This window comes from Bacillus cereus group sp. BfR-BA-01441, assembly GCF_022663075.1.
Classification (GTDB): domain Bacteria; phylum Bacillota; class Bacilli; order Bacillales; family Bacillaceae_G; genus Bacillus_A; species Bacillus_A cereus.
On sequence record NZ_JAKUEU010000071.1, the window covers coordinates 1 to 26,911 of the forward strand.

The following is a 26,911-nucleotide window of genomic DNA, read 5'->3' on the forward strand; positions in this document are numbered from 1 at the left end:
TAGAATAGTAGATGGAACAACAGATGGTTGGCTAAAATTTAAGACTTGGGAAGGCGAAAAATGGATGAATCCTACGTCTGAACAAATTACTGTCAACAAAACGATTTATGCGTATAATGAGCCTTCATTTAATGCAAAGAAAGCAAATTATGGAGAACCATTTAACCCACAAAATTGGGGAGTAGTAGAAAAAAAAGAAAATGGCTGGATGAAGGTAAGTACTTATGAAGGTTATAAGTGGATCAATCCAGATGGAGAAGAAAGATTTATAAACAAATCATTCTATGCGTATAACGAAGCTTCATTTAATGCAGCAAAAGCAAACGCTGGAGCATTATATAATCCACAGAATTTTAGAGTTGTGGATGGGACACCTAGTGACTGGTTGAAGGTTAAAACATGGGAAGGCGAGAAATGGCTGAATCTAGATGGAGAAGAAAGATTCATAAACAAATCATTCTATGCGTATAACGAGCCTTCATTTAGTTCAGGCAAAGCAAACGCTGGAGCAGTATATAGTCCGCAGAATTTTAGAATAATAGATGGGACAACTAGTGGTTGGTTAAAGATTAAAACATGGGAAGGCGACAAGTGGATGAATCCGCATGAAACCGATTCGGGTTCTTCTAAATATCAAATGCCTATCAAAAATCCAAATGTTAGCTCATGGTATGGAAGTCGTTGGGGGACAGTGCATAAAGGTATTGATTTCTCAGCGGCAAAGGGTACACCAATAATGGCATCTAAATCAGGAACTGTAGAATTTGCTGGTTTTGGTGTAAGAGGTCAAGGATTTGGTGGATATGGAAATGCAGTGGTTATTAGACATGAAGACGGACTTTGGACATTATACGGTCATATGGACTCAATTTTAACTACTGTAGGAGCACATGTACAACAAGGCCAAGTAATAGGGAAAGTAGGTAGTACAGGTGATTCTACTGGGAACCATTTGCACTTCGAAATTAAGAATCAGTATATAGGTGGACAAGTAGATCCAAAACCATATTTACCATTTTAATAAATATTAAGTTTGAATAATTGATATACGATAAGAATAATATATTTATTGTATATTTAATAAAAGGACAGTTATCTAAGGATAGCTGTCCTTTTATAATTTATTAATGCTTTAAAATTTCATATTTTAGAGGAAGGAATTATCTGATGGAAACCAGTAAAATACTTGTGTTAAGAATAATTTTATAAATTTTCTTGATAATAAAAACCTTATTATGTAATATATAGTTATATTGTTTGTCTATTTGATTCCGTTTATTCCCACACCTTATGTGTTGTGGTAGAGTTGTAGAAACAAGTTTTGTTCTTGTTTTGATTATGAAAGGGCTTCTTTGAGCCGATTAGTGTATAAAGCTTATTTTGCTATGCACAATTAATCGACTTAAAGAAGCCCTTTTTTTGTTTATGTAGATATATGTAGTAGGTGTTGAGTCACAGAGAAGGACGGTTGTTTAGAAGGAATAAGAAATAAAGGATAGCAAACTTAGATAAAAGAGTTATATGAAATTATAGTAAGGGAAATCTCGTATAGAAATCTCAAAAAACTGAAGTAATAAGTGCAGTTAAAGGATAAGGTCTCTAATTTTTAAAGGGACATAATAATGTATCTATAGAAGAGGAGAATGAAAATTGAAAACAACTAGAGAAAAGTACGTCATTAATGGAGAGTACACAATAGAACGTAAGCTTTTACATAATGAGATTATTGAATCATTTCTAAAAGGTCAATTACAGCAAGAGCAGGAACCTGAAGCTATATTACTTGGTGGTGGTTCTGCTGCTGGAAAAAGTTCAATTGGAGAGTTAGTAATTAAGGGGTATAAACTTCAGAAACAAAATATGATTTGGATAGATCCTGATAAGATTAAAGAAAAAATACCAGAGTATCAAGATGCAATGGAATCTGAAGATATTGAGTCAATGAAACAAGCAGCTTTTTTAGTTCATGATGAAAGTAGTGATATTACCATGAAACTATTAAAGATCTGCATGAAAAGAAAACTAAACTTTATGTATGATGGTACAATGAAAAATGAAGTGAAATACATAAAGTTAATTCAACAATTAAGACAAGCGGGTTTCAGTATTAAAGCAATCATTGTGGATGTCCCAATAAAAGTGGCCTTGGAACGATCTAATGTGCGTTTTAAAGTAACAGGAAGATTGGTTCCTGAACATATTATTGAAGAAAGTCATATGAGAGTAGCTACTACATTTTCTAAAATTAAAGATTTAATAGATTGCTATACTTTATATGATAATACAGGAAAGGAACCAGAAGTTTTTGCGTTTAAAGAATCAAAACGAGTAAAAGAAATTATTGTTGATAAATCTCGAAATGATCAGTTTTACGATAAGTCAGTCCTTGTTTTTTAGGTCATTTATATCGTATAAATTTTATAAAATAATTAATAGATTTTATCCTGACATTTTATTATATTATTGATATAATAAATACAGGAGGCGATATAAATGGAACTTAAAGACCTTATGAATTATATTGAAGAAAACAAAGAAGAACATTTTCATGATTTAATCGCTAAAAATGAACGGGAAATTGCAAAAAAAGAAGAAGAAGAGAAATAAAGAGTTTTAAATAGAAGAGTTGGCCTTTTGGGTCAACTCTTTTGTTTTTATAAATGGTTATAAAGTTGAATTTCTCTATTGTTAAGTAAAAGGAATACAAGTACTTTTCTTTAGAGAAGGTTGTCTTTTATTTAAAATAAAACAGGCAATTTGCTAAACATAGGAGAGTTTTTTAGTATTATATTAAATAGAAAAACAGCGTAATGAGTTAACGCTTTAGGAGAGAGTATATGAATCATTTTATTGTTATGCAGGGGCATACATATCAAGAGGAAAAAAAACTAGGAATTATTTGGTCACCCAAAAAAGATAAAGGCGGTAATGTACCCCATTCATGGAAAAGAATGATGGAAGTAAAAAAGGGAGATCAAGTCTTTCATTATGTAAAAGGAAACATTGTAGCAGTTAGTATTGCTGTAGAAGGTTGTAATAAGCCATCGAGCATGAAAAGCCATGATCAATGGAATGACGAGGGTTATTTAGTGCCTTTACAATATTATGAATTAGACACATTAATAAATATACGTGAGAATTTTGAAGTAATATCACAACTGTTACCGATAAAATACTCACCGTTCCAATCAGATGCAAATGGAAATCAAGGTTATTTATATCCATGTAATGAAGAATTAGCCCTTAAATTAATGGAACTAATTGGTGATGCAAACATTTATAAAATAAATGATGAGCAATTAGAGTTAGCAGTTGATCCGGTAAGAAGGATAGAAAACAACACATTAATTCCAGTTATAGCTGAGACGGAATCCGAAGTAAAAGCGAAAATCCGAATTGGACAGCAAAAATTTAGAGAGGAGTTAATGGGGATTTGGAAAAGGAAATGTGCATTATGCGGAATAAATTTACCCGAATTGTTAAGAGCAAGTCATTCTAAGCCATGGAAAGATAGTACAAGTATGGAACGCTTAGATCCGTATAACGGTGTACTACTGTGCTGTAATCATGATGCTCTTTATGATAAAGGGTTTATCACATTTGATGGACAGGGACGATTGCATATTTCCTCATTAATAGTAGAAACAGATTATTTGAAATTTGGATTAATACCAAAAACTAAGATAGGAATTCAACCGGAGAATAAATTATATTTTAAGTGGCATAAGAGGAATATTTTTAAAGTAAAATAGAATAATTTTTAATTTCAAGGACAGGAAGAACATAAGAGAGACGAATTGGGTTATCCAGTAAAGGGGAATGGTACATGTATAACTGTAATCAATGTGGGACAGAAATGATTATGCAATTACAAGATAGATATAGAGAATATTGCCCCAAATGTGAAGAGCTTAAACCAAATAACTTGGTATACTATAATCTATATGAATTACTAGATTATATGGAAGCTAATCACTACATGAGTAAGGAAAATATGCTACATAATTTTTTAAAATGGGAGTTTGATTTAACGAAAGGGAATATATTTAAGTTATATCTAGGCATAGATAAATATGATCAATTTAATGATGAGGATTTTACAAGAAAATTAGAGGACTATATGAAGGGGATTCGATTAAAATTAAATGTTAAATATGAAGATGATTATATCTGGATTAAGGTTAATTAGATGGAATTCTAGATGTCATGAGTTTTGTTTTAAAGAGATCGTAAGTAATTGAGAGGTGATCCAATAGTCATGGAGGATTTGCAAAAGGCAGTAATAAAATTTCGAGATGAGAGAAATTGGAGTCAGTTTCATAATGCGAAGGATCTAGCAATTTCCTTAAATTTAGAAGCATCAGAGTTGCTTGAGACTTTTCAATGGAAGTCCAGTGAAGAAGCAACAGAAATGAAAATGCAGGAAATAAAAGAAGAAATGGCCGATGTAATGATCTATTTACTTATGCTAAGTGATAAATTAAATATTGATCTAGAAGAAGTAGTACACGCTAAGTTGGTAAAGAATGCAGAGAAATATCCTGTAGAAAAAGCATTTGGAAGTAATAAAAAATATAACCAACTGTAAAATGATAATCTTTTTGCAGTTTTTTGAAATGGCTATATGAAAGTTCGATTAAACACATTGAAACATTATTAATCGAATATTTATAAGGAATAGTGAGAATAAGTCGTTAATTATGAAAAGAAGTTACTGTAATTAGAGTAACTTCTTTATATTTAGTAAAATGAAAAGGTATATAGGTATTAAATTTTAATCGTAAGGTTATGTTTTATTGTAAAAAAAACTTCGGTAAAGGTATGAAAAGATAGTACTACATAGAAAGTGTATGGAGTGCGAAGTATAAACACTATTAACATGATGCAAATATGCATATTATATAGAAAGTAAAATAAATTGATATTTTATGTGGTAAAATGTTATATATAAATACATTCTATGAGTAAGATTTAGGCTTTGGACCTTTAGCTCAGCTGGTTAGAGCAAACGGCTCATAACCGTTCGGTCGTAGGTTCGAGTCCTACAAGGTCCACTTATAAACAAGTAGAAAGCACTCAAATGAGTGCTTTCTACTTGTTTATAAGAAATAAAGGAGATTGTAAGATGAAAATAATTGACTTAGAAGTAGTAAGAAAAAAGAAAGAAAAATCGATGGTAACTATTCCAATTATAGAACTAATATATGGGAAAAATGGGGAAATTGAATTTAAAATAGTAGGCAAAAAAGTTGTTCCACAATACATGTTAGAGAATTGAGTTGTTTTTACTTATAATAGGTTGTATGGTCGCAGAGTGGAAGGAGTTCAATAAAGTTGTTTGAAAATCTTTCTTGAACTAATTGGTGCTTTAGCTGAATAGATCTAAACAAATTTATTATTGCTTTTGTTGAGTACAAGAACATATAAATGAATAGAAACTAAACAAATATAAGAGCCTTTCTACAAATATTTTATCAAGACCTAAATTAAAAAAAGATAAATAAATGAAAGGACCTAACATATTTTATATGACTAATATGTTAGGTCCTTTCTTCTTCAATTAACGCATCCGTTACTTTAAGTATAATTCTTCACAATCTTATTTTGAGAGATAACGGACAGGTAAATTTAGAAAATAGTATTACAGAATGGAACCTTTCTCATAAAGACGCTTGGAAAAAGACAAAGATAATATTCTGTTAAGGATTAAAAAAGCGTGAGACTTAATTCTCTCGCTTTTTCTTTTTATTCTGGGATCCTGGGCAGTCTTAGTCTATTGTTTTCAAGTTGAATTTATACATTCTACCCAAATGTGGGAGCCAGTTAAAAGCATTAATTATACTCTACATTAAGGGAGGACTGTGAGAGTTGCACTAACATTTAAATTACCTATATTGGTCCATATAGTTCCATTTATATCAATCTTTTTTCCTGGAATACTTGTACTTGAAACAAGGCCATCGATTATCAATGCGGGGGTAGGCGGAATTACAATCTGCTTAAGAAATATACTACCTGATTCCTTATTATACGTGCCGGTGAGGTATATTTGTGGAGTGCCGTTACGTGATATAACTCCATTTACATTACCATTTGAGAACCCTAGATAAATTTGGTCAGGTGTGTAATTTGCAACCTGAATATTGCCTTGATATTCACCAGAAATATCTAGATACCTAAGTCTAAAAAAATGACTCATGATTTCATCAACCACCTTTTTTATCTCAGAATAAATTAAATATATGCATGCTTAATAAAATAGCAACAGAAAGTTAAAAAAATATTAATGACTTGAGTGGTTTTTATCTTTATTCAATAAAATGGTGAGTAGGATTTGACCATTCAGAAATTTAAATAAGGTTTTTTTCTGTTAGTTATTATTTTGGCAGTTTACTGGGAAGACCCCATCGCTATCAAGCTAACAAAATAAAATCCCCCTAAAATGAAAAAAATACGCTATTCTTTCTGTAGAATCATAGGAAAGGATGGCGTTTTTTATGTCTGTTTCTAACGAATTACAACAATTTGTTCAAGAGATTTAACGTTTTTTATCTCCAAATACCTTACGGAATCTTGCTAGAGATGTTGGTTTCGTACAACGAACCAGTAAGTATCAAGCAAAAGATTTAGTCGCTTTATGTGTATGGATGAACAAAAATATCGCTACGACGTCTTTAACTCAGTTATCTAGCTGTTTAGAAGCCTCGACAGAAGTGCTCATCAGTCCCGAGGGACTGAACCAACGATTTAATAAAGCAGCCGTTCAATTTTTACAACACATACTAGCTGAACTACTAAGCCGAAAATTGATCTCATCTATACAGATTTCGTCTCCGTATACTTCTGTTTTCAAGCGTATCCGTATTTTAGATGCAACAGTGTTTCAACTGCCTGACCATTTCGCCACTGACTATCAAGGTTCAGGTGGGAGTAGTAATACGGCAGGCGTGAAAATCCAATTGGAATATGATTTACTTAGTGGTCAATTTCTTAACGTGCAGCTTGGACCAGGAAAGAATAATGATAAAACATACGGCACCATCTGCCTTGAAACCGTAGAAGTGGGCGATTTGTGTTTACGTGATCTTGGTTACTTCGATTTAGGAGACTTACAAACGATTCATGATAAAGAGGCTTACTATATCTCGCGGTTGAAGCGGAATACACGCATTTATATCAAGAACCCTGAGCCAGAATACTTCAACAACGGCACGTTAAAAAAGCAAACAGAATACATACAGCTTGATATGACACAAATGATGTCGAGCCTAATCCCTGGTGAAACGATAGAAATCTTCGAGGCATACATTGGGCAAAATCAGAAGCTTCCAGCACGTGTCATTATCCATCGTTTAACCAATGATCAAACGCAAACACGCCTGAAAAAGCAAGCGATACGTGAAAAGAAGAAAGGCATTGTCATGCAGGATAAAAGTAAACGTTTAATGGGTATGAATGTATATATCACGAACACGTCGTTAGAAGAAGTACCAACGAACTACGTGCATTCATTGTATTCACTTCGTTGGCAGATTGAAATTTTGTTTAAAACGTGGAAGTCATTTTTAAAAATTGATGAATGTAAAAATATTAAAAGAGAACGCCTAGAGTGTCATTTATATGGACAACTCATCGGCATTCTCCTCTATTCTTCTACGATGTTTCAAATGCGACAGTTTCTGCTTGAAAAGACAAAGCAGGAGCTGAGTGAATACAAAGCGATTTATATGATTAAAGATTACTTTCCGTTACTGTTTCAAGCGATAGCCGTTGGCACAGAAGAACTTTTAAATATCTGTATAACTAATCTAATATGTATAAGAAAAGAGGATATATGCTCATATATTGAACATAATATCCTCTTATTAGTTTAGTCTATTTAACACAAATTATAGTAAGGCTCTTACTATCCAAGATAAAAAGTTAACAACTTTATTTTCTCTATACAAATAAGAAGTAGAAAATAACGTATCCCCTCCGAAGAAAAGAGACTTTATTTTAACTTTCCTATTGATAGGTTAACACGATAATTCCCATACTTTAATAGTCTCCCTAGAAAGTTATCCAATTCTTCATTAGAAGCAAAATGTGTTTTTAATAAATAACATCCTTCACCACTTACACGATGTACTTCAGATATTTCTTCTTCTTTTTGAAAGAAATTCATAAACTCTTGATGATTAGCTGATGTGACAAACAAAGTAACAAATGCAGTCACGGTTTGTCCTAGTTTGATTCGGTTTATAGCGATTGTATATTGTTCAATAATCCCTAAATCCTCTAATCTCCTAATTCGATTTCCTACAGCTTGCCCAGTCATATGTATTTTTTGACCTAGTTCTTTCCATTGTATTCTTGAGTTTTCTCCTAATAATTTCAGTATCTCAAAATCTGTTTGATCAATAATATAAACCAATCCTTTCATCGTGAAAGTAGAAAAGCCGAAAGTGTTTCGCCAACTTATTCAGCTTATCGATACAATTCACTATACTAAGTTTATCCTCTTACATCGCATTGTTTATCAGTTATATTTACTTATAACACAGAGGACGCAACAAAAAAATACATCTAGATTTAAAGGAGGTTACAAATATGTTATTACAAGATATTTTATCGTTCAATGAAAAATTTGTAGAAAATAAGAAATACGCCCCCCGTGAAGCAACAAAAATACCTAAGAAACGTATGGTTGTTGTTTCTTGCATGGATGCTCGTTTAATTGAGCTACTTCCAAAAGCTTTAGATATACACGATGGAGATGCAAAAGTTATCAGAAATGCAGGTGGTAAGATTGCTTCTCCTTTCGATAGTGTTATGCAAAGTGTTGTAGCATCAGTATATGATCTAAATGCAGATGAAATCTTTCTTATCGGACACCATAGATGTGGTGCAAGCCAAACTAATCCCAAAGGAACACTTCAAAAAATATTAGATCGTGGAGTAGCTTCACCAGAAATTTTAGCAGCAATTGAATATGCTGGTGTTGACCTTGAAAAATGGCTATTTGGATTCGATGATATCTGTGATTCGACTCAAGCTAATGTTGATTTAGTAAGAAATCATCCACTTATTCCAAAAGATGTTCCTGTACATGGTTTAGTTATTGATCCTCACACAGGTAAATTAGATGTAGTAGTTGATGGATATAAAACATTAAATGGTATGAAACATTAATCATTACTTAAATGAAGGGAAGTTATTAAATATGAATAGACAAGAAGCTACGCAAAAAATTATGGAAGCAAAAATCGCAAAAGGTTTAACATGGGAAGAAATTTCAAAAGTAAGTGAAAACTCTGAGACTTGGGTTGTAACAGCATTATTAGGGCAGGCTACAATGACACGTCCGGAGGCAGAAAAAATCGGTAAACTATTAGAATTAGATGAAGAAGTAGTTCAGGCATTAACAGTAGTTCCACTTAGAGGTCAAGTAATGCAAATGCCTCCTACAGACCCAATCTTATATCGATTATATGAAATGATGTTACAATACGCCCCAACTCTTAGAGAATTAATATTAGAAAAAGCTGGAGAAGGTGTAATGAGTGCAATCAACTTCAATCTAGGTGTGGATACACAAGAAGATCCAAAAGGTGGCGATCCTCGTATCGTTATTACACTTAACGGGAAATTCTTACCGTTCCGTACTTGGTAATTAATTAAAAATCTATCTATATAATTAAAATGATTTTATAGAGTTACAAAATCCATCCTTTTTAATTTAACTGTATAGAAAGGATGGATTTTTACTATGAGATTCTTTTTCGATAAAGGAGAATAATATGAATAAAAAATACTTTAATACAAGCTTTAATATTCTACAGTGGTTTGTTTTTTTATTAGCAAATGCAATTGCATTGCCTATCATTATTGGTGGCATATTCCATTTATCAGTAGAAGATATTTCAACATTAATGCAGCGAACTTTTTTAGTCGTGGGAATAAGTTCATTTATACAAGCATGGTTTGGGCATCGCTATCCCATAGCGGATGGTCCAGCCGGTTCATGGGTAAGTATATTTGTCATACTGGGACAAGTTGCTATGCATCAGGGACAAAGTGCAAAAGACGTGTTGCAACTTTTAGAAGGTGGGTTAATTATTGCAGGTATATTACTCTTCGTTCTTGGTATAACAGGGCTTGTTCATCGAATCTTACGTTTATTTACCCCTTTAGTCACAGGAACTTTTCTTTTAATCTTAGCACTTCAGCTTAGTGGTGTGTTACTAAAAGGAATGATGTCATTACAAGGATCTGCAACTCATCCTGACTATACAACAGCTACTATTGCGCTCTTTGCTTTTGTACTTATTATTTTCTTATCAATTAAAGGGAAAGGATGGATGAAAAGTTACGCTGTGTTAGTTGGAATTTTATGTGGTTGGCTTTCGTATGCTCTTTTAGGAAAAGCATCTTATATGCCTACATACACAACGCTAGTTAAGTTACCAGAGATATTTGCTTGGGGCACACCTAGATTGGATATTGGAATGACCCTAACTGCAACTTTATTTACATTTCTTTTAGTTGCAAATACAATTGCGGCTATTTCAGCTGTAAAACAAGTGGCTCCGTTATCTAAAGAAAATGAAAAGCAAACACTGAACCGTGGTGTATGGGTCGGAGGTATATCACATATTATCTCGTCGTTGTTTTCTACAATTGGTATTGTACCATTACCTGCATCAGCAGGGTTTATTCAATTAACAGGACAAAGAAAGGTGAAGTCGTTCCTTATAGCAAGTCTTATATTAGCAGGAATTTCTTTTGTTCCCTCAATCGTAAGCTTTATATCCTTGCTTCCAGGTCCTATTGCAAATGCTGCACTTTTAGCAACATTTGTCCAAGTAATAGGCATTTCATTTCAATCGATTTTACGCGAAGAATTAAATCAACGCCGATTAACTATATTAGGAATTACATTATTAATCAGTTTAGGAATAATGTTTCTTCCAGAAAGCGTATTTAGTGGCATTCCTTCTTCCTTACAATATGTTTTAAGGAATGGATTACTCGTGGGTACCGTGATTATCATTCTATTGGAACAGTTTTGGAAAGAATAAAGTATTTATGATTTTAGAATTATATTTATTTAATTCTAAAAATGTATTAGACTTAAAAATTAATATTAGAATTTAGTAATAAAAAAGGGAATTTTGAAAACTATTTTAAATATTGGATTAGATAGGTTTGCATATGCAACTGTATTGAAAGTGGAAGAGGGGATAGATTAAGAAACCTAAAAAGTAGTTTCGAGTTTACGTAGAACGATAACTAGAAAATGAAATAAGGTCAGCTTATATAATGGTAATATAAATGGATAAAGCATTGATATTGGGTACTTTTAGAATGCAACTTAATGCATGTCTAAAAGTACCCATGTTATAACTTAATGATTTGAATGTAAATGATCACACTGTTTGGCTGGTTTAGTGGCATGGCCATTTTCATCTGTACACCACGATTGAGATTGGAAAGCTAAGAATATTCCTACCCATCTATTTTCATCTTCAAAATGAATAAGAAGACCGCCATCTTGCCATATTCCATCATCAGATTTCCATCTAGCGATATTACCTTGATTCATATGAATATCATGTATACCGCTACCAGGTACAAAACCAAAATATTTATCTGGCTCATTTTCCTCGGGGCCCCATGCCTCGCCAAAAGCATATAGAGTTGCTTTCTTATCCATCGCTTCACTTATGTATCCCTCAATTTTGTCTTTTAAATCGTTATTTTCACCTGGTTTATTTGGAGGGAGCGCAATCATTTGCTTTGGATCGAATAAATTTCCACGAATATAGTCTAGAGCAATGTCTCTATTGTTTTTGGTTATCGAAGTGAATCCAGAATTTAATTTTGGTAATTTTGTAATTTGGTCCGAATTGAAATTTTCACTAGCAAAGTAAAGGACTTCAGATGGACGTGATCCCGACTCAATGTTAACAGCTATTCTGTAATCGTGGTTCTGCTCATCTTTAACATGGATTTCAAAATGTGGTTTTCCAGACTTAGCTACGTCTGTATTAACAGCTTTTCCTTTTAAAACATTATAATTTCTTAATGTCATATATAAATCCTCCTAATTTAATCATGTTATTACATCAATTAGAGTTTACAATTAGTGCATATATATTCAGTGAGAAAAAAATCTATATTTTCTTATAATTCTATTTTAATGAAATGAGAAATCATTAGGGCCATAAAGAAAAACTTAAAATACTTTATAAAGGTTTGATTTCGAAATGGATAGGGAATAGCATATTAAATTTATAGTCCCTCCAAAATGGGGGATCAATTGAAAGTGGGGGTAGTTCAAGTATTGCTGCTATAATAAGTTTACTCGATGATTGTTATGTTTTTTTATCGTATTTAGGCAATGCATATCTTCTTAACATCAATTGTACAAGTAAAAGAAGGCATCTTAATTGATATCTTCTTTTCTCATGTAAAGATAATGCAATGTAATTAAGAGGTTTCAATTCGGAGGAAGGCACTTTAGGGTGTCTTTTCTTTATTTTCTTTAAAATATACTATCATGAGCATTGGGTTATTCAGTTAATCGCGTAAAGGATAATCATTTTGTGATGAATAAGACGGACTACAAGCCATATGAAGCTTGTAGTCCTTTTAAAAAGGTTTATAGAATTCTAATAGTTCAACTGGAATATTATTTTTGTATGCTATACATGCTTTTGTATCACCAGGTTGAATGGTCTTTTTGTCAATTAACAAAAGCGCAGCAAACGTATTTGCTTCTATCTCTAATTTATCAACGGAAAAGAATGTATTCTTACGCAAAAAAGGTGTATTTGCATGAGTGTGTAGAACTGCGTGTCCTAATTCATGAGCACAAACAGTTCTCTGCATAGATGGAGATAAATTAGTATTAATAACAATGAAACGATTTCTTTTTTCATATTTATAAAAACCATTTATTTCTTCATGTAAATCCCATGTCAGTACATGTATTTTCAAGTAATCCGCAAGCTCATAGGGGTTTGTCGTGTTGTATTTGGTGCTAAGTTGTTGGACTAGATCTCTAATGACGAATTTCAATGTTTTCCCTCCTAAGCTTGCATCAGTTATCGTCTGGATTACGATATTTCTTAGGCACGTATTTTTTATTGATTACTTTTGTTTGTTTTACAATGTACTCCATCGCATCTAATAATGACTCTACCGCTTCTTGACTCATAGGTTCACCAGAGAACATTAAGCCATCTTCGCCTTGTAGATCTTTCTTTATTTCTTCCATTCTTTTTGCTATATCTTTCTGACCTTTTGGCGTTACTTGTTCGTTTGGTTCGTCTGTAACAGATCGACCAAGTAAATAGTCAGCTGAAACTGAAAAGCAATCAGCTAATTTACTGAGAACATCATGTGGAGGGAACCTCTCTTCTGATTCGTAGTAACCTATCATTCTTTGGGATACCCCGATTTTTTCTGCCAGTTGTTTTTGGGTTAAATTCTCTTTTTTTCGTAAGGATTTTATTCTAAGTCCTATCACATTGTTCACCTCTCTAATTGAACTAATTGTTCTCTTTGAATTCATTTTAGCACAAAAAGTTCTTTTGTGCATTGACAAAGAACAATTAGTTCTTTAATCTTGTATTTAGAACTAATTGTTCTTATGGAGGTGGGATAATGGGAAATAAAATGTACGATCCGAAAAAAAACTTATATAAAGAAATTGCTAGCTATTGCGGAGTAACTGAGCGCTATATTCGAATGATTGATCAAAAAGAAAGAACTCCATCAATGGAGACAGCTAGAAAGATTGCACAGTTTTTTGATAAGAGTGTAGATGATATTTTTTTTAGCAATAAATCGAACTTTAAGTTCTTTTTAACCTCGCTCTGGTTTGAGAATAATGAAAAATAGATTTTGTTAGGAGGAAGTTAAAGGTAGTGAGTACGGACCTTCGAAATTTTAATAATAATGGAGGGATTGGATTAGAGATTGTAACAAGTGCAGAAGGTTTGTTGATGAGATATAGGTATCGCAAAAGAATTTATTGATTTTGACAGAATGAGAGAACTGTGAATGGACAGTTAAAGAATGTAATAAGTAGGTAAACAAAGGTTTGAAAATATGAGAGGTAGATACTATGGGGATTTTTCGAGTAAAAAAAGATAATAATTATTCTGTTATTAATAATACCGGTCTAAAGGATAAGAGGCTTTCTTGGAAGGCGAAAGGAATATTAGCTTACATACTCACACTTCCAGATGATTGGGTGTTTTATAGAGAAGAATTATCGCAACATGCAAAAGACGGTATTAATAGCTTAAGAGCTGGAATGCAGGAATTAAAAGAATACGGATATATTAAAAGATTTCCTGTTAGAGATGAAAAAAACAAAATTGTTAGGTGGGAGACGATTATTTACGAAATCCCAATGGACGATTTTCCACCAGTGGAAAACCCACCTGCTGGAAAACCTGTTGCTGGTAACCTACCGGTGGAAAATCACAAGCTACTAAATACTAATATACAAAGTACGAAAGAACTAAATACTGATATACAAAATATAAATCATATTCATGATAATAAACAAAGTTTACTCTCAAAAAAATTAACAAATGAAGATTTTAAAATAAGTCATCAATTTTTGATGAAGAATAGAATTTCATTAAGTGAAATAGCAATTATAGAGCTTGGTGCATTTTGTGAATCATTAGGTAGTGAACTAATTGGGGAAGCAGTAAATAGATCAATTGATGAAAATGTACCAAAGTGGAGATATGTACGTGGGATTCTTAAAAATTGGGAAGCCAAAAAGGTAAAAACACTCCAGGATGTAGCTATGCTAGATGCACAGTTTGATCTTGGTAAGAATAAAAAACAATTTGGGTCAGGGAATACCAATCGAAATGAAATGGTACCAGAATGGTTACATGAAAAAGAAGATATTCCAGAAGAGCAGCCTATACAAAATAATGAGTTAACTATTGAAGAAGAGCGTGAGAGATTAAAAACTTTATTAAAAAAATATAAATCATAATAAATATTTATAAATTTTATTAAATTGATAATAAAGGTTAGTTTATCTTTGGTGATAAAAATAAAAGCAGAATTTAAATAAAGAAAAATAGGGGGATTATTATATGTTTGACTGGCTCAAAGATTATCAGAAACTACAAGAAGAAATTGTATATTTAGAATATAACTTAGACAAATCAAAAGCAGAGTTAAAGCGCTGGATTAGTGGGGACTTGCAAAATGTGCGATTAACTGCTGAATCGGAAGGGGCTAAAGTAGAAGATCGGATTGAAGCTATTGAATATGAATTAGGACATAAGATGAATGAAGTATTTGATTTAAAGATTTTAATTAATAAGTTTACAGGATTAGATCATCAAATACTCAAAATGAAGTATGTTGATGGAATGACCTTAGAACAAATAGCGTTTGAACTGCATTATAGTACAGGCTATATCCGACGCAAACATGCTGAAATAAGAAAGATTGTCAAGTTTGTAGATGAGTTTTAATGTTACCTTTTTGTAGGATACATGCAGTGTACAGAAAGTATTGAAAAAGTGATTTATAGTAGTAATATAAGATTTCGACGAAAGGGCAACTATTTTTATTGTTGCTCTTTTTGTTGTGAAAGAAGGTGAGCTACATGAAGTAATTTTAAAGAATAATTTTCATTTAAGTGTTAGATGTACTTAGTAGATTAAGAATTTTATAGAAAAAATAATAGGAAAATAAGGAGAGATTTAGTAATGAGTATATTAGCTGCTTCAGTTAAAACAAAAAACCTGCCACAACAAGTGTTACGTTGGCAATCAATGGTAGAAAGCGAATGTTCTGCACAAGGTGTACCTGAGTTAGTTCCTTACGTGCTTGGAATTATTATGGTGGAAAGTGGAGGGAACTCTGAAACAACACCCGATATTATGCAGTCCAGTGAATCACAAGGTTGGCCAATGAATACAATTAAAAATCCTAAAGATTCAATTTATTACGGAGTAAAGCATTTAAAGGGAGCTTTTGATGATGCAAAGAAGAATGGTATTACAGATTTAAGTGCCATTGTTCAATCGTATAATTTTGGACGAGCTTACCTGCGCTGGTTAGCTTCTAACAATAAACAGCATTCATTACCGGTAGCAGATTTGTATTCTAAAACGGTTGTTGCGCCATCACTTGGAAATACAACTGGTGCTATGGTGAAATATAGTAACCCTATCGCTGTTGCTTACAATGGTGGCTATCGATATAAAAACGGAGGGAATTTCTTCTACTCTGAAATTGTTAAACAATATGTAGATTTTGATGAAGCTGGTAATAACAATAAACCAATACAACCGGTGGGCTTGGGGATTGCTGTAAATAAATATCCGAATAACGGTGGAATTAATCTATATAGCCAACCACAAGGAGGACATTTTACGAGGGTAATTTATGATAAAACACCTTATCTTATTATAGGTGCAGCGTGGTATGAAAATCCTATGATTTGTCTTGGAAACGAGGCGTGGGCTGCCTTGGAACACTTCGATGTGCAATGGTTTAGTGCTTATTCAAAATATCCACCAGGCGGTGGTATTAACACATATGATGGTCCTAACGGAAATTATACAGGTTTTGTAGATGGATCTGTTCCATATAGAGTTTTTGGACGATTAAATGGTTATATAGATATTGGAAATAATACATGGGTAAAAGAAGAACATTTTAATGTTAAATAATGAAGGATAGCTTTTCGTTCTGTTCATCTTAAAATTTGAACAACTAAAATATATCCAAAAAATAATAAATATAGACAGTGAACGAAGGTGCTCATTTAAGTACCTTTTTTAAATGGTGTAAAAATAGAAAGGGAGACTAATATGACAAAATTTATTTATCCTACAGATACAACGAGAGTAACAAGTGGCTTTAGAGGTAGCAGACCAGATCATCATGGGGTAGACCTTGCTGAAGCAGGTTATCACCCTATTTATGCAGCGGCTAGCGGTCAAGTTAGTCGTTCTTATTTTTCATCTAGTTATGGTGAATGTATTATGATTGTGCATACAATTGATGGAATTACATGGGAAACTGTATACGCACATATGCGTAGTGGTTCTCGAACAGTAAAAGAAGGTGATTATGTTTCACAAGGACAAACTATTGGGGTTATGGGAAACACGGGGGATTCTAGTGGCCAACACTTACATTTTGAATTGCATAAAGGACGTTGGAATGCGAGTAAAAGTAATGCTGTGAATCCGTTAGCTCATTTGGGTAAAGATGATGGTGGTAACAATACTGATAAACCAATTCAACCAGTAGGTCTGGGGATTGCTGTAAATAAATATCCGAATAACGGTGGAATTAATCTATATAGCCAACCACAAGGAGGACATTTTACGAGGGTAATTTATGATAAAACACCTTATCTTATTATAGGTGCAGCGTGGTATGAAAATCCTATGATTTGTCTTGGAAACGAGGCGTGGGCTGCCTTGGAACACTTCGATGTGCAATGGTTTAGTGCTTATTCAAAATATCCACCAGGCGGTGGTATTAACACATATGATGGTCCTAACGGAAATTATACAGGTTTTGTAGATGGATCTGTTCCATATAGAGTTTTTGGACGACTAAATGGTTATATTGATATTGGAAATAATGCATGGGTAAAAGAAGAACACTTTAATGTGAGATAGTATTTTGAAATCTATAAATATCAAATTAAATGGAAGAAGCAGTGTGATACTTTTTTATGAATTCGTTTAAAACGATGGTGTAGGAGTGTAGAGAGGAATTAAAGGAAGAGCAACTGATAAACAGTTGCTCTTTTTCTTTTTTAGCAGGTGAAGACAAGGAATTTATTAGAGAAAATGCTGGCCGTATGGAGATTAGGTTACTAGATGTACTAAATAATGCAGTGAGAATTTTAAGTAATAAAAACGAGAGAATAAAAAGGAGATGTTCAGTAATGGAGATTAGAAAAAAATTAGTGGATTCAAGTAAATATGCTATAAAATGTCCCAATGCAATGAAGCCAGAATTCATCACAGTACATAATACGTACAATGATGCATCAGCTGAAAATGAAATTTCTTATATGATTGGAAATAATAATGCAGTTTCGTTCCATGTTGCAGTAGATGACAAAGAAGCAGTACAAGGTATTCCGTTTGATCGTAATGCTTGGCATGCTGGTGATGGTAACGGAAATGGTAATCGTAAATCCATCGGAGTGGAAATTTGCTATTCTTTAAGTGGTGGGGATAGATATTATAAGGCGGAAGATAATGCAGCAATTGTTATTGCTCAGTTAATGAAACAATTCAATATACCGATTAGTAATGTACGTACACATAAATCCTGGAGTGGGAAACATTGTCCACACCGTATGCTTGACGAGGGAAGACTGGATCAATTCATTGAGAAGGTAAATAAAGCATTTAACAACAATAATAATAAACCAATACAGCCAGTAGGTCTGGGGATTGCTGTAAATAAATATCCGAATAACGGTGGGATTAATCTATATAGCCAACCACAAGGAGGATATTTTACGAGGGTAATTTATGATAAAACACCGTACCTTATTATAGATGCAGCGTGGTATGAAAATCCTATGATTTGTCTAGGAAACGAGGCATGGGCTGCTCTGGAGCATTTTGATGTGCAATGGTTCAGTGCTTATTCAAAATATCCACCAGGCGGTGGTATTAACACATATGATGGTCCTAACGGGAATTATACAGGTTTTGTAGATGGATCTATTCCATATAGAGTTTTTGGACGACTCAATGGTTATATTGATATTGGAAATAATACATGGGTAAAAGAAGAACATTTTGATGTGAGATAAGATTAAAGAATTAGAGTCACCAAAGAAATGATCATTCAAGATTTTAGATTAGTAATTTATATATTGGTTTGCCAAAGGTGATATAATTTAAATAAAAATCAGTAATGGTGAGCTTGTCTGATTAACGCCATGGAATGGTACATGTAAGTAGCTTTTTATTCCTGAAGTATAAGCAGTAAATAAACGATTGATCAAGTTAATAAAGACATTGTATTAACAAAAAAGAATAAAATTAAAGAGTAGAAGGTATAAAAAGACGATTTTTAAAGTGCAATTAACAACTAAAGAATTAACAAAAATAACAACTGAGAAGAAAGAAAAAACATAGCAAACATAGGCTGGTTTGTTTTCGGTTGTTTACAAGGAGAGATAACAAAATGACAAATCAAACTCCAATTCAAACACAGAATACAAATTCAGAAAACAATCAATTACAGAACCAAATTATTAATCAAATCATACCATACAAGCCCTAGAGAAGTTAGTTATGCAATTCATTCAAAATCCGGCTCCGAATAAAGATATGACACCAGGTAATGATAATTAATTTATGAAAGTTAATAACTTTTTAAATAATTTATTGAATGCAGGAAATTTTATTGAAGTATATGTAAACAGCTGATAAACAAAAAAATAATGAGATGTAAAGCAAAGCGTATGTAATGTAGGCTTTTTTATGTTGAATTAAATAAGAAGTGGGAAAGAGGTGGCAAAATGGATAGTTTACAAGAGGTGAAAGGTGATATTCAGGAAATAAGGCAAGATATTAAGGATATACGATTAGAAATTAGAAGTTTAGAAATGCGGACGACAGGTAATGAAAAGGATATTATTAATATTAATAAGCAATTAGACAAAATCAGTGCTAATACAACTTGGATCCTACGCCTTATTATTGGTGGACTAATTGGAGCTGCTCTTACCTTCTTTTTGAAAGGAGGAGGTATGTAATGATTGAAATTACGGCAATGATTGGGGTTGTTGTAGGAATTTCACAAATTGCAAAAACAACTGGACTGCAAACAAAATATATTCCGTTATTGAATTTAACACTTGGCATTACGCTAGGTGTTTTATTTTTGTCTCAAGATATTAAAATGAATCTATTTCAAGGAATGATTATCGGATTGTCAGCTAGTGGATTATTTGACCATACAAAAATTATAAAAAGGGATGCCGATAGAAAATGAAAAAGAAATACAAGCATATTTTATCCATAGTTGTTGCTATTATTTTAGTATTATCAATTGAAACAAATGTACTTGCTGATAGAATTCTATTTATTCCTGATTTACCAAAACAACCATACCGTTATGGTGTTGGAGCTTATGAAGGTGTTGTAGCACATTCTACAGCTACCCCAGAGGCGCCAGCAATTAATATTCAAAAATATGAGTCTCGTACATGGCGTTCAGCGTTTGTTCACTACGCAGTGGATTGGGATGAAAAGATTCAAATTGCATCTACAAAACATCAGGCATGGGGGGCAGGTCCAGCAGCAAATGCTAGATTTGTTCATATTGAATTGTGTGAGACAAGTGATCCATTGAAATTTAAACGTTCATATGAAAAATATATAGAATTAATTGGGGAAATCTTGCGAGAACGAAATATTCATCCCTCTAAAGGATTATGGACACATAGGGATATTACTTATAAATTAGGTGGGACAGACCATGAAGATCCACTGGATTATCTTCGTAGTCATGGCGTATCTGAGGCTAAGTTCCGAGCAGATGTATTAAAGGTTTATAACGGGAGCACGGTTGCAGTGGATACCAAACCACAAAAACCAAATGAAATATCTGATACAGTAGAGTCGAATGGTATTGCATATATTGAAGGATACAATGTAAATCTCCGATCTGGACCATCAACAGAAAATAGAGTTATTCGTAAGTTACAAAAAGGTGAGGCTTATAAAGTATGGAGTAAATTAGGAAACTGGTTACATCTTGGTGGTAACCAATGGATATATTATGATTCTTCATATATTCGTTACCAAGGCATTGAACCTGCTACAGTAAATGGTAAAAGAGTTATTTCAAAAGTAAATAATTTACGTTTCTATGATTCTCCATCTTGGCAGGATAAAGATGTTGCTGGTACTGTAGATATGGGTTTAGGATTTATTATTGATACAAAGGTAATTGTAAATAATTTATCACAATATAGAGTGCACAATAGTAAAGGTAAAACATATTATGTAACAGCAAACGAAGCCTATGTGTATGTGAAGTGAAAGAGAGGATCTGCTCTACTATGGGGAGATCCTCTTTTTTATGTATCATATATAAATTAGGTTTAATGGTGAAAAGAGAAGGCTATGAATGATTTTTGGTTTGGAAAAATATTCTTGATAGAAAAATAATATAGTGTTATATTAAAATTTAGTAATGTATTTTGGAAATGGGTTTTTGACATGATATAGATTTACTTAAAGATTTCGATTTTGGGAAAACAGAAGGTAAGGTATTAGGTAAAGAGACATAGTGTTTATAATGGGCGTTAATCCTGTATTATAATTTAGGAGAAATATATCAAGTAAGGAGTTTTTTTATGCCGAAATGGGCTAAGTGGATTGCCATGTTTGTGATTTTTATCTGTAGTATTTTAACTATCGACGCTCTTATTGGTAGCAAAAAAGGTATAAAGGCCATTACAGCAGCAGTTGAGGAATTAACCGCAGATGAAAAAAATATAGGAAATCAAAAAGAAGTAAAGCAAAGAGCCGAAACAAGTGATTATAAACATTTAGACAAGCAGCATTATGCATGGGTTATGAATGATTATTTAAAGGACCTATCTGATGTGGCTAACCGATTTAGCATTTTAGAGGCTGATGCAGAAATTAAGGGTACTATAAACAAATCATGGGTTTCAGATGTAGGCGATGTTTTCTATAAAATGTCTTATCTCATCTCAAGTGTACGATATGTAGAACCCCCAACAGAATTAAAGGGTCTACATTCATCTATTTTAAAGGCGATGGATAACTTGCAATTTGTTATAGACAATTATGGAGATGCTGCGAGCCAAACAGACTTAGCGAAATTAGGCAAATGTTTAAAATCGTTAAGAAGTGCTAGAGATACAATAGACGAGGTCCGTAGTGAATTATCCACTTATGAATAATTATCATAAAAACCAATTAGTATTACAGAACATCCTCAAAAGTATATATGAAGTTTAGCGTTTTCTTTGCGGTTAAGGAAACAGTAATCTCAAAGGTTTCAATTCTAATGCTTGGTACATGAAAGAGGATAACAAGCAAGGAATGGAAGGCAGGGAAGATCAAAGCTGTTGAGTTCATGGACAAGGCTGGCATGAAGAAAGCGATATTTTAAAAGAAAATGAGGGAATACGAGGAAATAAAATCCTTAAAACAATATAAATGGATGTTATACTTTTAGTATTTGACAATGCAATCACAGTCATTAGAGAGGATATAGTAGTCTGTGTAGTAACGAAACCAAAACTTAAGTTAAGTATTAGTGGACATAAAAGACCGATTTTGAATGTTATGATGTCCGCTAATGCTTATAGCGTGATTTAGTTCTATTGCTATACAAGGCCATCATCACCATACTGAATAAAGTGAACAAAATATAAATTTGATTCATAAGTCGGAGTAAGGCACCTTAGGTGTCTTTTCTTTATGCATAAAAAAGCCTTATCTTCCTATAAAAAAGATAAGACCTTTATATACTACCTATTTACCTATTATCCGATTCATCAATTTTATTATAAACACATTTAGCTTCTCCAAAAAGACCGCCGGTGTCCCATTCGCCACCATAATGAGCACATCCTAAAGGATCACGATCGTCTCGTATACTTGGATGTGTATTTGGTTCATAGTCATTATTTATAATACTACCAACAATAAATACCCCTCCGATTACAAATACCAAAGCAACGATTAAGAGTGTCTTCCCATTAGGACCAGTAACAATGTCGTTTACAACTTCTTTTGCTTCTTGCTGAGTTTCACCTTTTGAAAATAATGAAAGAATAATAGATATGATAAATATGAAAAATAGCACAATTATAAATACCATTACTTATGACCCCCTACTATATGTATACTATTAATTTCCTTATACGTTTTAAGCTAAGGTATCTGAAATCATAATGATAATAAATATATCCCCCCGATTAAAAGTGCAGCAGCAACGATTAATATTATTATTCCATCAGGACTATTAAAAATTTCTTTTATATTTTTTTTTGCTATTTGTTTAGTTTCTCCACTTGAAAAGAGATAAACAATGGAATAGAGAATTAGTAAGAAAAATGCCGAAACTACCTCTAACATGGTTTATGTACCTCCTAATATATATGTACCTTTAATTATCCAGTAATTTTCTTGCACCTTGTATTAGCCTGAGTAACTGGAATGCTTAGTTCAATAAAAGCCAAATGACAAAAATTACTCCTATAACTGCTAAAGTTCCAAAAAAACCTACCAACATTTTCCCCTCAGGACCATTAATAAGCTCTTTTAAAACTTCTTTTGCTATTCGCTGACCTTTACCACTTAAAGATATCGAAAGAATAAAGAATATTACCACTAATACAAATGAAGAAATTATTAACTCCATGACTTATGTACCTCCCCAATACATGTACGCTATTCATTAACCAATAATTGCCTTATATATTATATCAGCTAGGGTACATAAAGATATAGCAAATTATTTATATAAATAATTTTATTAATTGGCATCGCATTACTATAGAGGGCTCAAGTCGGAAGAAGGCATCTTAGGGTGTTTTTTCTTTGGTCCATTACATTCATTGTTAACTCATTGATTTTTTATGTTCATTTGTTATAATTATTACTACAGTAGTATTACAGTAATACCTTGGGTATATAATAAAAGAAGAGATGCTCGATACATCTCTTCTGGTAACTGTTGCCGTAAGGCGGGTAGTTACTAAATAAAGTTATTTTCTTTTTCTAGAACTTCCCTTTTGCTTCCGACGGCGTAGGGAGGTTCTTTTACGTTTTTTGCTAATATTACTTACCAGTTTGTTTCCATAACCGGTAACAAGAGTTGTCAAAAATACTTTCAACAAATCTTGTAGCAAAGACAGTAAATATTCCATCATAGGAGTCACCTCCTTTCCCTCTACATAAAAAAAGAGAAAGGACAGCAACCAACCACCCTACGTCATACAGTTAAATCTATTCTATCATACTAGTACAATCTCACCAATATAAACAAGACCACCATTATTGATAGTCGTTTTAGGTATATTTAGAACAATTAATTAAAACATTTTTATAGCAGGATTAATATATAATAATTTCGCCTTATGACCTTTATCATAAACTATTACAGGGTATATATTTTTTGTACCACGCTTTGTTAATGCATTTAACCTTCGTAGGTGTTGAAGGTTTAGAATTATTGTTTAGTATAGTCATATCATTAGAACATCCTGCGGTATTTAGACAGAATGTAACTAATAAACACCATAGTAATAATTTATTCATATAATCACTTCTAATTCTTTATTAGTTAACATTTTTTCATGAAATACGTTCTTTACTAATTTTACATTACATTAAAGTCCAGGAAATATTCTTCTACTCATAAATTGTTACATTTGATCTAGGAGGGGGAACTCTGTTAATAATAAAAGTCATTCTGGTCGAAGAAAGGCATCCTATTACTGACAAAGGTAAAACTGTTAGTTCTCTAATTCTCCCAGTTATTATGTATTTGATGTATGTAACACAGGAACTAATAGCAGAAAATGAACTGAAAGGCACATAAATAGGGGTAATCTAGAAATAGATCTTCTGGTTATTTATTATACTATAGTTTTTTTACAAAAAAAGGTATGTGCAGAGACTAGATTAGTGAACTACCCGCCACTTAACGTCCTAACGGACTGTTTGAAGTGGGGGCTTCTCGGTTAGTCGTTACTTTTGGTAGCTAACGAATTCGTCCTAAGACAGCCGAGCTAACTCCCTTGTTCCAAGGGTTATTTTATTGCTATCTATGCTAACGCTAATAGGCGTATTGCTTCATTTTTGATATTGATAGATGCGTTATAATCTCTATCGAGATTTACACCACATATACAAGAATAGACTCGCTCAGACAATGACATATTTTTCACATTTCCACAACTGCTACATGTTTTTGTGGAAGGAAACCATTTGTCTATTTTCACAAGTTGTTTGCCTTGTTCGTGTAGTTTATAAGCTAAGAAAGAAGTGAACATACCCCAAGCATTATCAGCGACACTTTTTCCAAAATGAAGTACTTGCGACATTCCTCTCATATTTAGATCTTCAATAGCTACAACATCAAAATGAGTAGCTAACTCTTTAGACTTATGATGAAGGAAGTTCTTACGTTGGTTCGCTACTTTTTCATGTAACTTAGCTACACGGGTACGTTGTTTATTCCAACGAATAGAACCTTTTGTTCTTCTTGATAATACTCGTTGTGCCTTTGCTAATCGGTCTAACATTTCACGATAGAACTTAGGATAATTGGCTCTCTCACCCTCAGAACTAACGTATAATCGATCCATCGCAAAGTCTAATCCAACAACTGTTTCTACTTCTTTTTGTACAATCTCTTTTTCGTATTCAGTCAAGATAGACACATAGTATTTACCAGTAGATGTCATAGAAATCGTACATGACTTGATTACATGGTCTTGTGGTATTTCTCTATGCTGCTTGATACGTACCATTTTCAGTTTTGGCAATTTGATATGACCGTTAAGCAATATAATATTTCCGTTCACTACATATGTTGTATAAGACTTTCTGTCTTTTTTGCTTTTGAATGTTGGGAAGTCATTTTGACCACGAAAGAAATTCTTATAGGCAGTTTGCAAGTTTAGTTGAGCATTTGCCAATGCTAATGAATCAACTTCTTTTAACCACTCAAATTCTGCTTTGTATTTCGCAGGAGTGGGAAGCTTTTGTTTCTTGAGTTGTTCCTTATCATCTTTGTATTTTTCGTACACTTCTTTTCGTTCAGCTAACATTCTATTATACACGAAACGTACACAACCGAAGGTTTTACGCATAAGATGTGCTTGTTCTTCTGTTGGATACAAACGGAATTTATACGCTTTATTATGCTTTGTCATATCATTTCACCTCACTTTTCACCTTGATTTTCAATATATGTTTTTACTACGTCTATTGGCGAACCACCAGTAGTTAGCAAGCAAAAACTTCTTGACCAAAACATCTCTTTCCAAAGTTTCTTTTTCACTTGTGGAAAATCTCTTTTAATAAGTCGAGAACTTGCACTTTTATAAGCATTGATGAATTTTGTCATTTCTGTATTAGGGTGTGCCTTGAACAAAATATGAACATGATCTACATCATGATTCCATTCAACTAATGTGATGTTATAGTTTTCAGATAGTCGAACAAACATATTTTTTGCATAGTCTGACATATCATCATCAAACACGTTTCTTCTGTATTTCACGACCAATACAAGGTGATAATACAACAAGAATACTGAATGGTTATTACTATCTAATTTCATTTATATACCAGCCTTTATCATTTATAAGACTGATTATATCAGAGGCAAAATAAAAAGGAAAACCTTTTGGCTACGCCAAACCGAAATTCATCTCCCACCTACCGTTGGGCTACGCCCTTCACACGCTTGAGGAAGGAGAATTCTTTCGAAAAATTCGTTAAAATTACAATGTAGGGGGCTGGGGAGGGAGTTAAAACAGGGTGATAAAAAAGAGTTTTAGAAAATATACATGTGACTATTTAGAGTATCATAGGTGTACTAATATTGTTTTGTATTTTAAGTTAAAATACTATAATAAATCTTCCTTCTTTAATTTATAAAGAAATTTCACCTTCATTAGCTAATAATGTAGGGCCAATCCATATGGAAAACATGTCCAAACCTTTACCTGAACATGGCCATGTTTATACTTTCAAATTCATGAAGTCTAAACTTAGTGTGATCAGACTGAAAACATCCTCATAAAACCTAGTTTTAGTCATTGGTTTAATATGAATTATATTTCTTTACAGAAAAACTGCCTGCAAAATCTTAGAGATATGTCTAA

The 26,911-nt window shown here is 32.8% G+C and carries 30 protein-coding genes, 1 tRNA gene and 1 pseudogene; 21 read left to right on the forward strand and 11 right to left on the reverse strand.

Annotated features, from left to right (window positions below; translation table 11 throughout):
- The 7 genes from MR107_RS22980 to MR107_RS23010 form a co-directional block, all read left to right on the forward strand.
- Nucleotides 1-1,021: M23 family metallopeptidase (locus MR107_RS22980; RefSeq protein ID WP_242292743.1), on the forward strand; the 1,021-nt coding region annotated here is incomplete at its 5' end.
- Nucleotides 1,022-1,650: 629 nt separating this feature from the next.
- On the forward strand, nucleotides 1,651-2,397 hold the full coding sequence (locus MR107_RS22985; protein ID WP_242292744.1) for a zeta toxin family protein: 747 nt from the start codon (nucleotides 1,651-1,653) through the stop codon (nucleotides 2,395-2,397).
- A gap of 440 nt (nucleotides 2,398-2,837) precedes the next feature.
- Nucleotides 2,838-3,752 carry an HNH endonuclease gene (locus MR107_RS22990; protein ID WP_242292745.1) on the forward strand — a complete coding sequence of 305 codons (915 nt, stop codon included), beginning with the start codon at nucleotides 2,838-2,840 and terminating at the stop codon, nucleotides 3,750-3,752.
- 74 nt (nucleotides 3,753-3,826) lie between these two features.
- Nucleotides 3,827-4,189, forward strand: a complete 363-nt coding sequence (locus MR107_RS22995) for a hypothetical protein (protein WP_086388384.1) — start codon at nucleotides 3,827-3,829, stop codon at nucleotides 4,187-4,189.
- 69 nt (nucleotides 4,190-4,258) lie between these two features.
- A complete protein-coding gene (locus tag MR107_RS23000) occupies nucleotides 4,259-4,588 on the forward strand; it encodes a nucleotide pyrophosphohydrolase (RefSeq protein WP_086388383.1) in 330 nt (109 codons plus the stop codon).
- Between the two features lie 392 nt (nucleotides 4,589-4,980).
- A tRNA-Ile gene (locus MR107_RS23005) sits at nucleotides 4,981-5,054 on the forward strand.
- A 71-nt stretch (nucleotides 5,055-5,125) separates the two neighbouring features.
- Nucleotides 5,126-5,278: a hypothetical protein gene (locus tag MR107_RS23010; protein ID WP_242292746.1), complete on the forward strand. Its 153-nt coding sequence runs from the start codon at nucleotides 5,126-5,128 to the stop codon at nucleotides 5,276-5,278.
- A 570-nt stretch (nucleotides 5,279-5,848) separates the two neighbouring features.
- Here MR107_RS23010 and MR107_RS23015 read toward each other — a convergent pair.
- The gene (locus tag MR107_RS23015; RefSeq protein ID WP_242292747.1) at nucleotides 5,849-6,199 is read right to left on the reverse strand and encodes a hypothetical protein; all 351 of its coding nucleotides are present in this window, start codon (nucleotides 6,197-6,199) and stop codon (nucleotides 5,849-5,851) included.
- A 298-nt stretch (nucleotides 6,200-6,497) separates the two neighbouring features.
- Here MR107_RS23015 and MR107_RS23020 point away from each other — a divergent pair.
- Nucleotides 6,498-7,802 (forward strand): annotated as a pseudogene (locus MR107_RS23020) (IS4 family transposase); the annotation flags it as partial.
- Between the two features lie 191 nt (nucleotides 7,803-7,993).
- Here the strand turns inward: MR107_RS23020 and MR107_RS23025 are convergent.
- Nucleotides 7,994-8,425, reverse strand: coding sequence for an Lrp/AsnC family transcriptional regulator (locus tag MR107_RS23025; protein ID WP_242292748.1), 432 nt, complete (start codon nucleotides 8,423-8,425; stop codon nucleotides 7,994-7,996).
- Nucleotides 8,426-8,592: 167 nt separating this feature from the next.
- Between MR107_RS23025 and MR107_RS23030 the strand changes: the two genes are divergently transcribed.
- From MR107_RS23030 to MR107_RS23040, 3 genes are all read left to right on the forward strand, one after another.
- Entirely contained in the window at nucleotides 8,593-9,174 is a 582-nt protein-coding gene (locus MR107_RS23030) for a beta-class carbonic anhydrase (protein ID WP_000926476.1), read from the forward strand.
- Between the two features lie 31 nt (nucleotides 9,175-9,205).
- The gene (gene cynS / locus MR107_RS23035) at nucleotides 9,206-9,655 is read left to right on the forward strand and encodes a cyanase (protein WP_001081567.1); all 450 of its coding nucleotides are present in this window, start codon (nucleotides 9,206-9,208) and stop codon (nucleotides 9,653-9,655) included.
- A 127-nt stretch (nucleotides 9,656-9,782) separates the two neighbouring features.
- Nucleotides 9,783-11,063 (forward strand): purine/pyrimidine permease, encoded by a 1,281-nt coding sequence (locus tag MR107_RS23040; protein WP_242292749.1) that lies wholly within the window; start codon nucleotides 9,783-9,785, stop codon nucleotides 11,061-11,063.
- 326 nt (nucleotides 11,064-11,389) lie between these two features.
- Here MR107_RS23040 and MR107_RS23045 read toward each other — a convergent pair whose 3' ends face one another.
- From MR107_RS23045 to MR107_RS23055, 3 genes are all read right to left on the reverse strand, one after another.
- Nucleotides 11,390-12,076, reverse strand: a complete 687-nt coding sequence (locus MR107_RS23045) for a DUF2278 family protein (protein ID WP_242292750.1) — start codon at nucleotides 12,074-12,076, stop codon at nucleotides 11,390-11,392.
- A 560-nt stretch (nucleotides 12,077-12,636) separates the two neighbouring features.
- Nucleotides 12,637-13,065 (reverse strand): ImmA/IrrE family metallo-endopeptidase, encoded by a 429-nt coding sequence (locus MR107_RS23050; RefSeq protein WP_065705253.1) that lies wholly within the window; start codon nucleotides 13,063-13,065, stop codon nucleotides 12,637-12,639.
- Between the two features lie 22 nt (nucleotides 13,066-13,087).
- Nucleotides 13,088-13,516 (reverse strand): helix-turn-helix domain-containing protein, encoded by a 429-nt coding sequence (locus MR107_RS23055; RefSeq protein WP_242292751.1) that lies wholly within the window; start codon nucleotides 13,514-13,516, stop codon nucleotides 13,088-13,090.
- A gap of 137 nt (nucleotides 13,517-13,653) precedes the next feature.
- Between MR107_RS23055 and MR107_RS23060 the strand changes: the two genes are divergently transcribed.
- The 10 genes from MR107_RS23060 (at nucleotide 13,654) to MR107_RS23105 (ending at nucleotide 21,964) form a co-directional block, all read left to right on the forward strand.
- Nucleotides 13,654-13,890 carry a helix-turn-helix transcriptional regulator gene (locus MR107_RS23060; protein WP_242292752.1) on the forward strand — a complete coding sequence of 79 codons (237 nt, stop codon included), beginning with the start codon at nucleotides 13,654-13,656 and terminating at the stop codon, nucleotides 13,888-13,890.
- A gap of 226 nt (nucleotides 13,891-14,116) precedes the next feature.
- Complete coding sequence (locus tag MR107_RS23065; protein ID WP_242292753.1) at nucleotides 14,117-15,013, forward strand: DnaD domain protein; 897 nt, start codon at nucleotides 14,117-14,119, stop codon at nucleotides 15,011-15,013.
- Nucleotides 15,014-15,116: 103 nt separating this feature from the next.
- Nucleotides 15,117-15,503, forward strand: a complete 387-nt coding sequence (locus MR107_RS23070; RefSeq protein ID WP_000460749.1) for a hypothetical protein — start codon at nucleotides 15,117-15,119, stop codon at nucleotides 15,501-15,503.
- A 237-nt stretch (nucleotides 15,504-15,740) separates the two neighbouring features.
- Nucleotides 15,741-16,709 carry a lysozyme family protein gene (locus tag MR107_RS23075; RefSeq protein WP_242292754.1) on the forward strand — a complete coding sequence of 323 codons (969 nt, stop codon included), beginning with the start codon at nucleotides 15,741-15,743 and terminating at the stop codon, nucleotides 16,707-16,709.
- A 141-nt stretch (nucleotides 16,710-16,850) separates the two neighbouring features.
- A complete protein-coding gene (locus MR107_RS23080; protein ID WP_065705265.1) occupies nucleotides 16,851-17,672 on the forward strand; it encodes a M23 family metallopeptidase in 822 nt (273 codons plus the stop codon).
- A gap of 272 nt (nucleotides 17,673-17,944) precedes the next feature.
- A complete protein-coding gene (locus tag MR107_RS23085) occupies nucleotides 17,945-18,829 on the forward strand; it encodes a peptidoglycan recognition protein family protein (RefSeq protein WP_065705266.1) in 885 nt (294 codons plus the stop codon).
- Between the two features lie 714 nt (nucleotides 18,830-19,543).
- On the forward strand, nucleotides 19,544-19,780 hold the full coding sequence (locus MR107_RS23090; RefSeq protein ID WP_000377824.1) for a hemolysin XhlA family protein: 237 nt from the start codon (nucleotides 19,544-19,546) through the stop codon (nucleotides 19,778-19,780).
- On the forward strand, nucleotides 19,780-20,019 hold the full coding sequence (locus tag MR107_RS23095) for a holin (protein ID WP_242292755.1): 240 nt from the start codon (nucleotides 19,780-19,782) through the stop codon (nucleotides 20,017-20,019). The genes MR107_RS23090 and MR107_RS23095 overlap by 1 nt, the downstream gene beginning before the upstream one ends.
- Nucleotides 20,016-21,071 carry an N-acetylmuramoyl-L-alanine amidase gene (locus MR107_RS23100; protein WP_242292756.1) on the forward strand — a complete coding sequence of 352 codons (1,056 nt, stop codon included), beginning with the start codon at nucleotides 20,016-20,018 and terminating at the stop codon, nucleotides 21,069-21,071. Before MR107_RS23095 ends, MR107_RS23100 begins: the two co-directional genes overlap by 4 nt.
- A 317-nt stretch (nucleotides 21,072-21,388) precedes the next feature.
- Complete coding sequence (locus MR107_RS23105; protein ID WP_242292757.1) at nucleotides 21,389-21,964, forward strand: hypothetical protein; 576 nt, start codon at nucleotides 21,389-21,391, stop codon at nucleotides 21,962-21,964.
- 581 nt (nucleotides 21,965-22,545) lie between these two features.
- Here the strand turns inward: MR107_RS23105 and MR107_RS23110 are convergent.
- The 6 genes from MR107_RS23110 to tnpA all read right to left on the reverse strand — a co-directional run bounded on the left by MR107_RS23110 (nucleotide 22,546) and on the right by tnpA (nucleotide 26,364).
- Nucleotides 22,546-22,890, reverse strand: a complete 345-nt coding sequence (locus MR107_RS23110; protein ID WP_242292758.1) for a hypothetical protein — start codon at nucleotides 22,888-22,890, stop codon at nucleotides 22,546-22,548.
- Between the two features lie 68 nt (nucleotides 22,891-22,958).
- Complete coding sequence (locus tag MR107_RS23115; RefSeq protein ID WP_242292759.1) at nucleotides 22,959-23,147, reverse strand: hypothetical protein; 189 nt, start codon at nucleotides 23,145-23,147, stop codon at nucleotides 22,959-22,961.
- A gap of 85 nt (nucleotides 23,148-23,232) precedes the next feature.
- Entirely contained in the window at nucleotides 23,233-23,433 is a 201-nt protein-coding gene (locus MR107_RS23120) for a hypothetical protein (protein ID WP_098639565.1), read from the reverse strand.
- 346 nt (nucleotides 23,434-23,779) lie between these two features.
- A complete protein-coding gene (locus MR107_RS23125) occupies nucleotides 23,780-23,944 on the reverse strand; it encodes a hypothetical protein (protein ID WP_173601114.1) in 165 nt (54 codons plus the stop codon).
- 897 nt (nucleotides 23,945-24,841) lie between these two features.
- On the reverse strand, nucleotides 24,842-25,954 hold the full coding sequence (locus MR107_RS23130) for a transposase (RefSeq protein ID WP_242292760.1): 1,113 nt from the start codon (nucleotides 25,952-25,954) through the stop codon (nucleotides 24,842-24,844).
- A gap of 11 nt (nucleotides 25,955-25,965) precedes the next feature.
- Nucleotides 25,966-26,364 carry an IS200/IS605 family transposase gene (tnpA, locus tag MR107_RS23135; RefSeq protein WP_065705278.1) on the reverse strand — a complete coding sequence of 133 codons (399 nt, stop codon included), beginning with the start codon at nucleotides 26,362-26,364 and terminating at the stop codon, nucleotides 25,966-25,968.
- Between the last annotated feature and the right edge of the window lie 547 nt (nucleotides 26,365-26,911).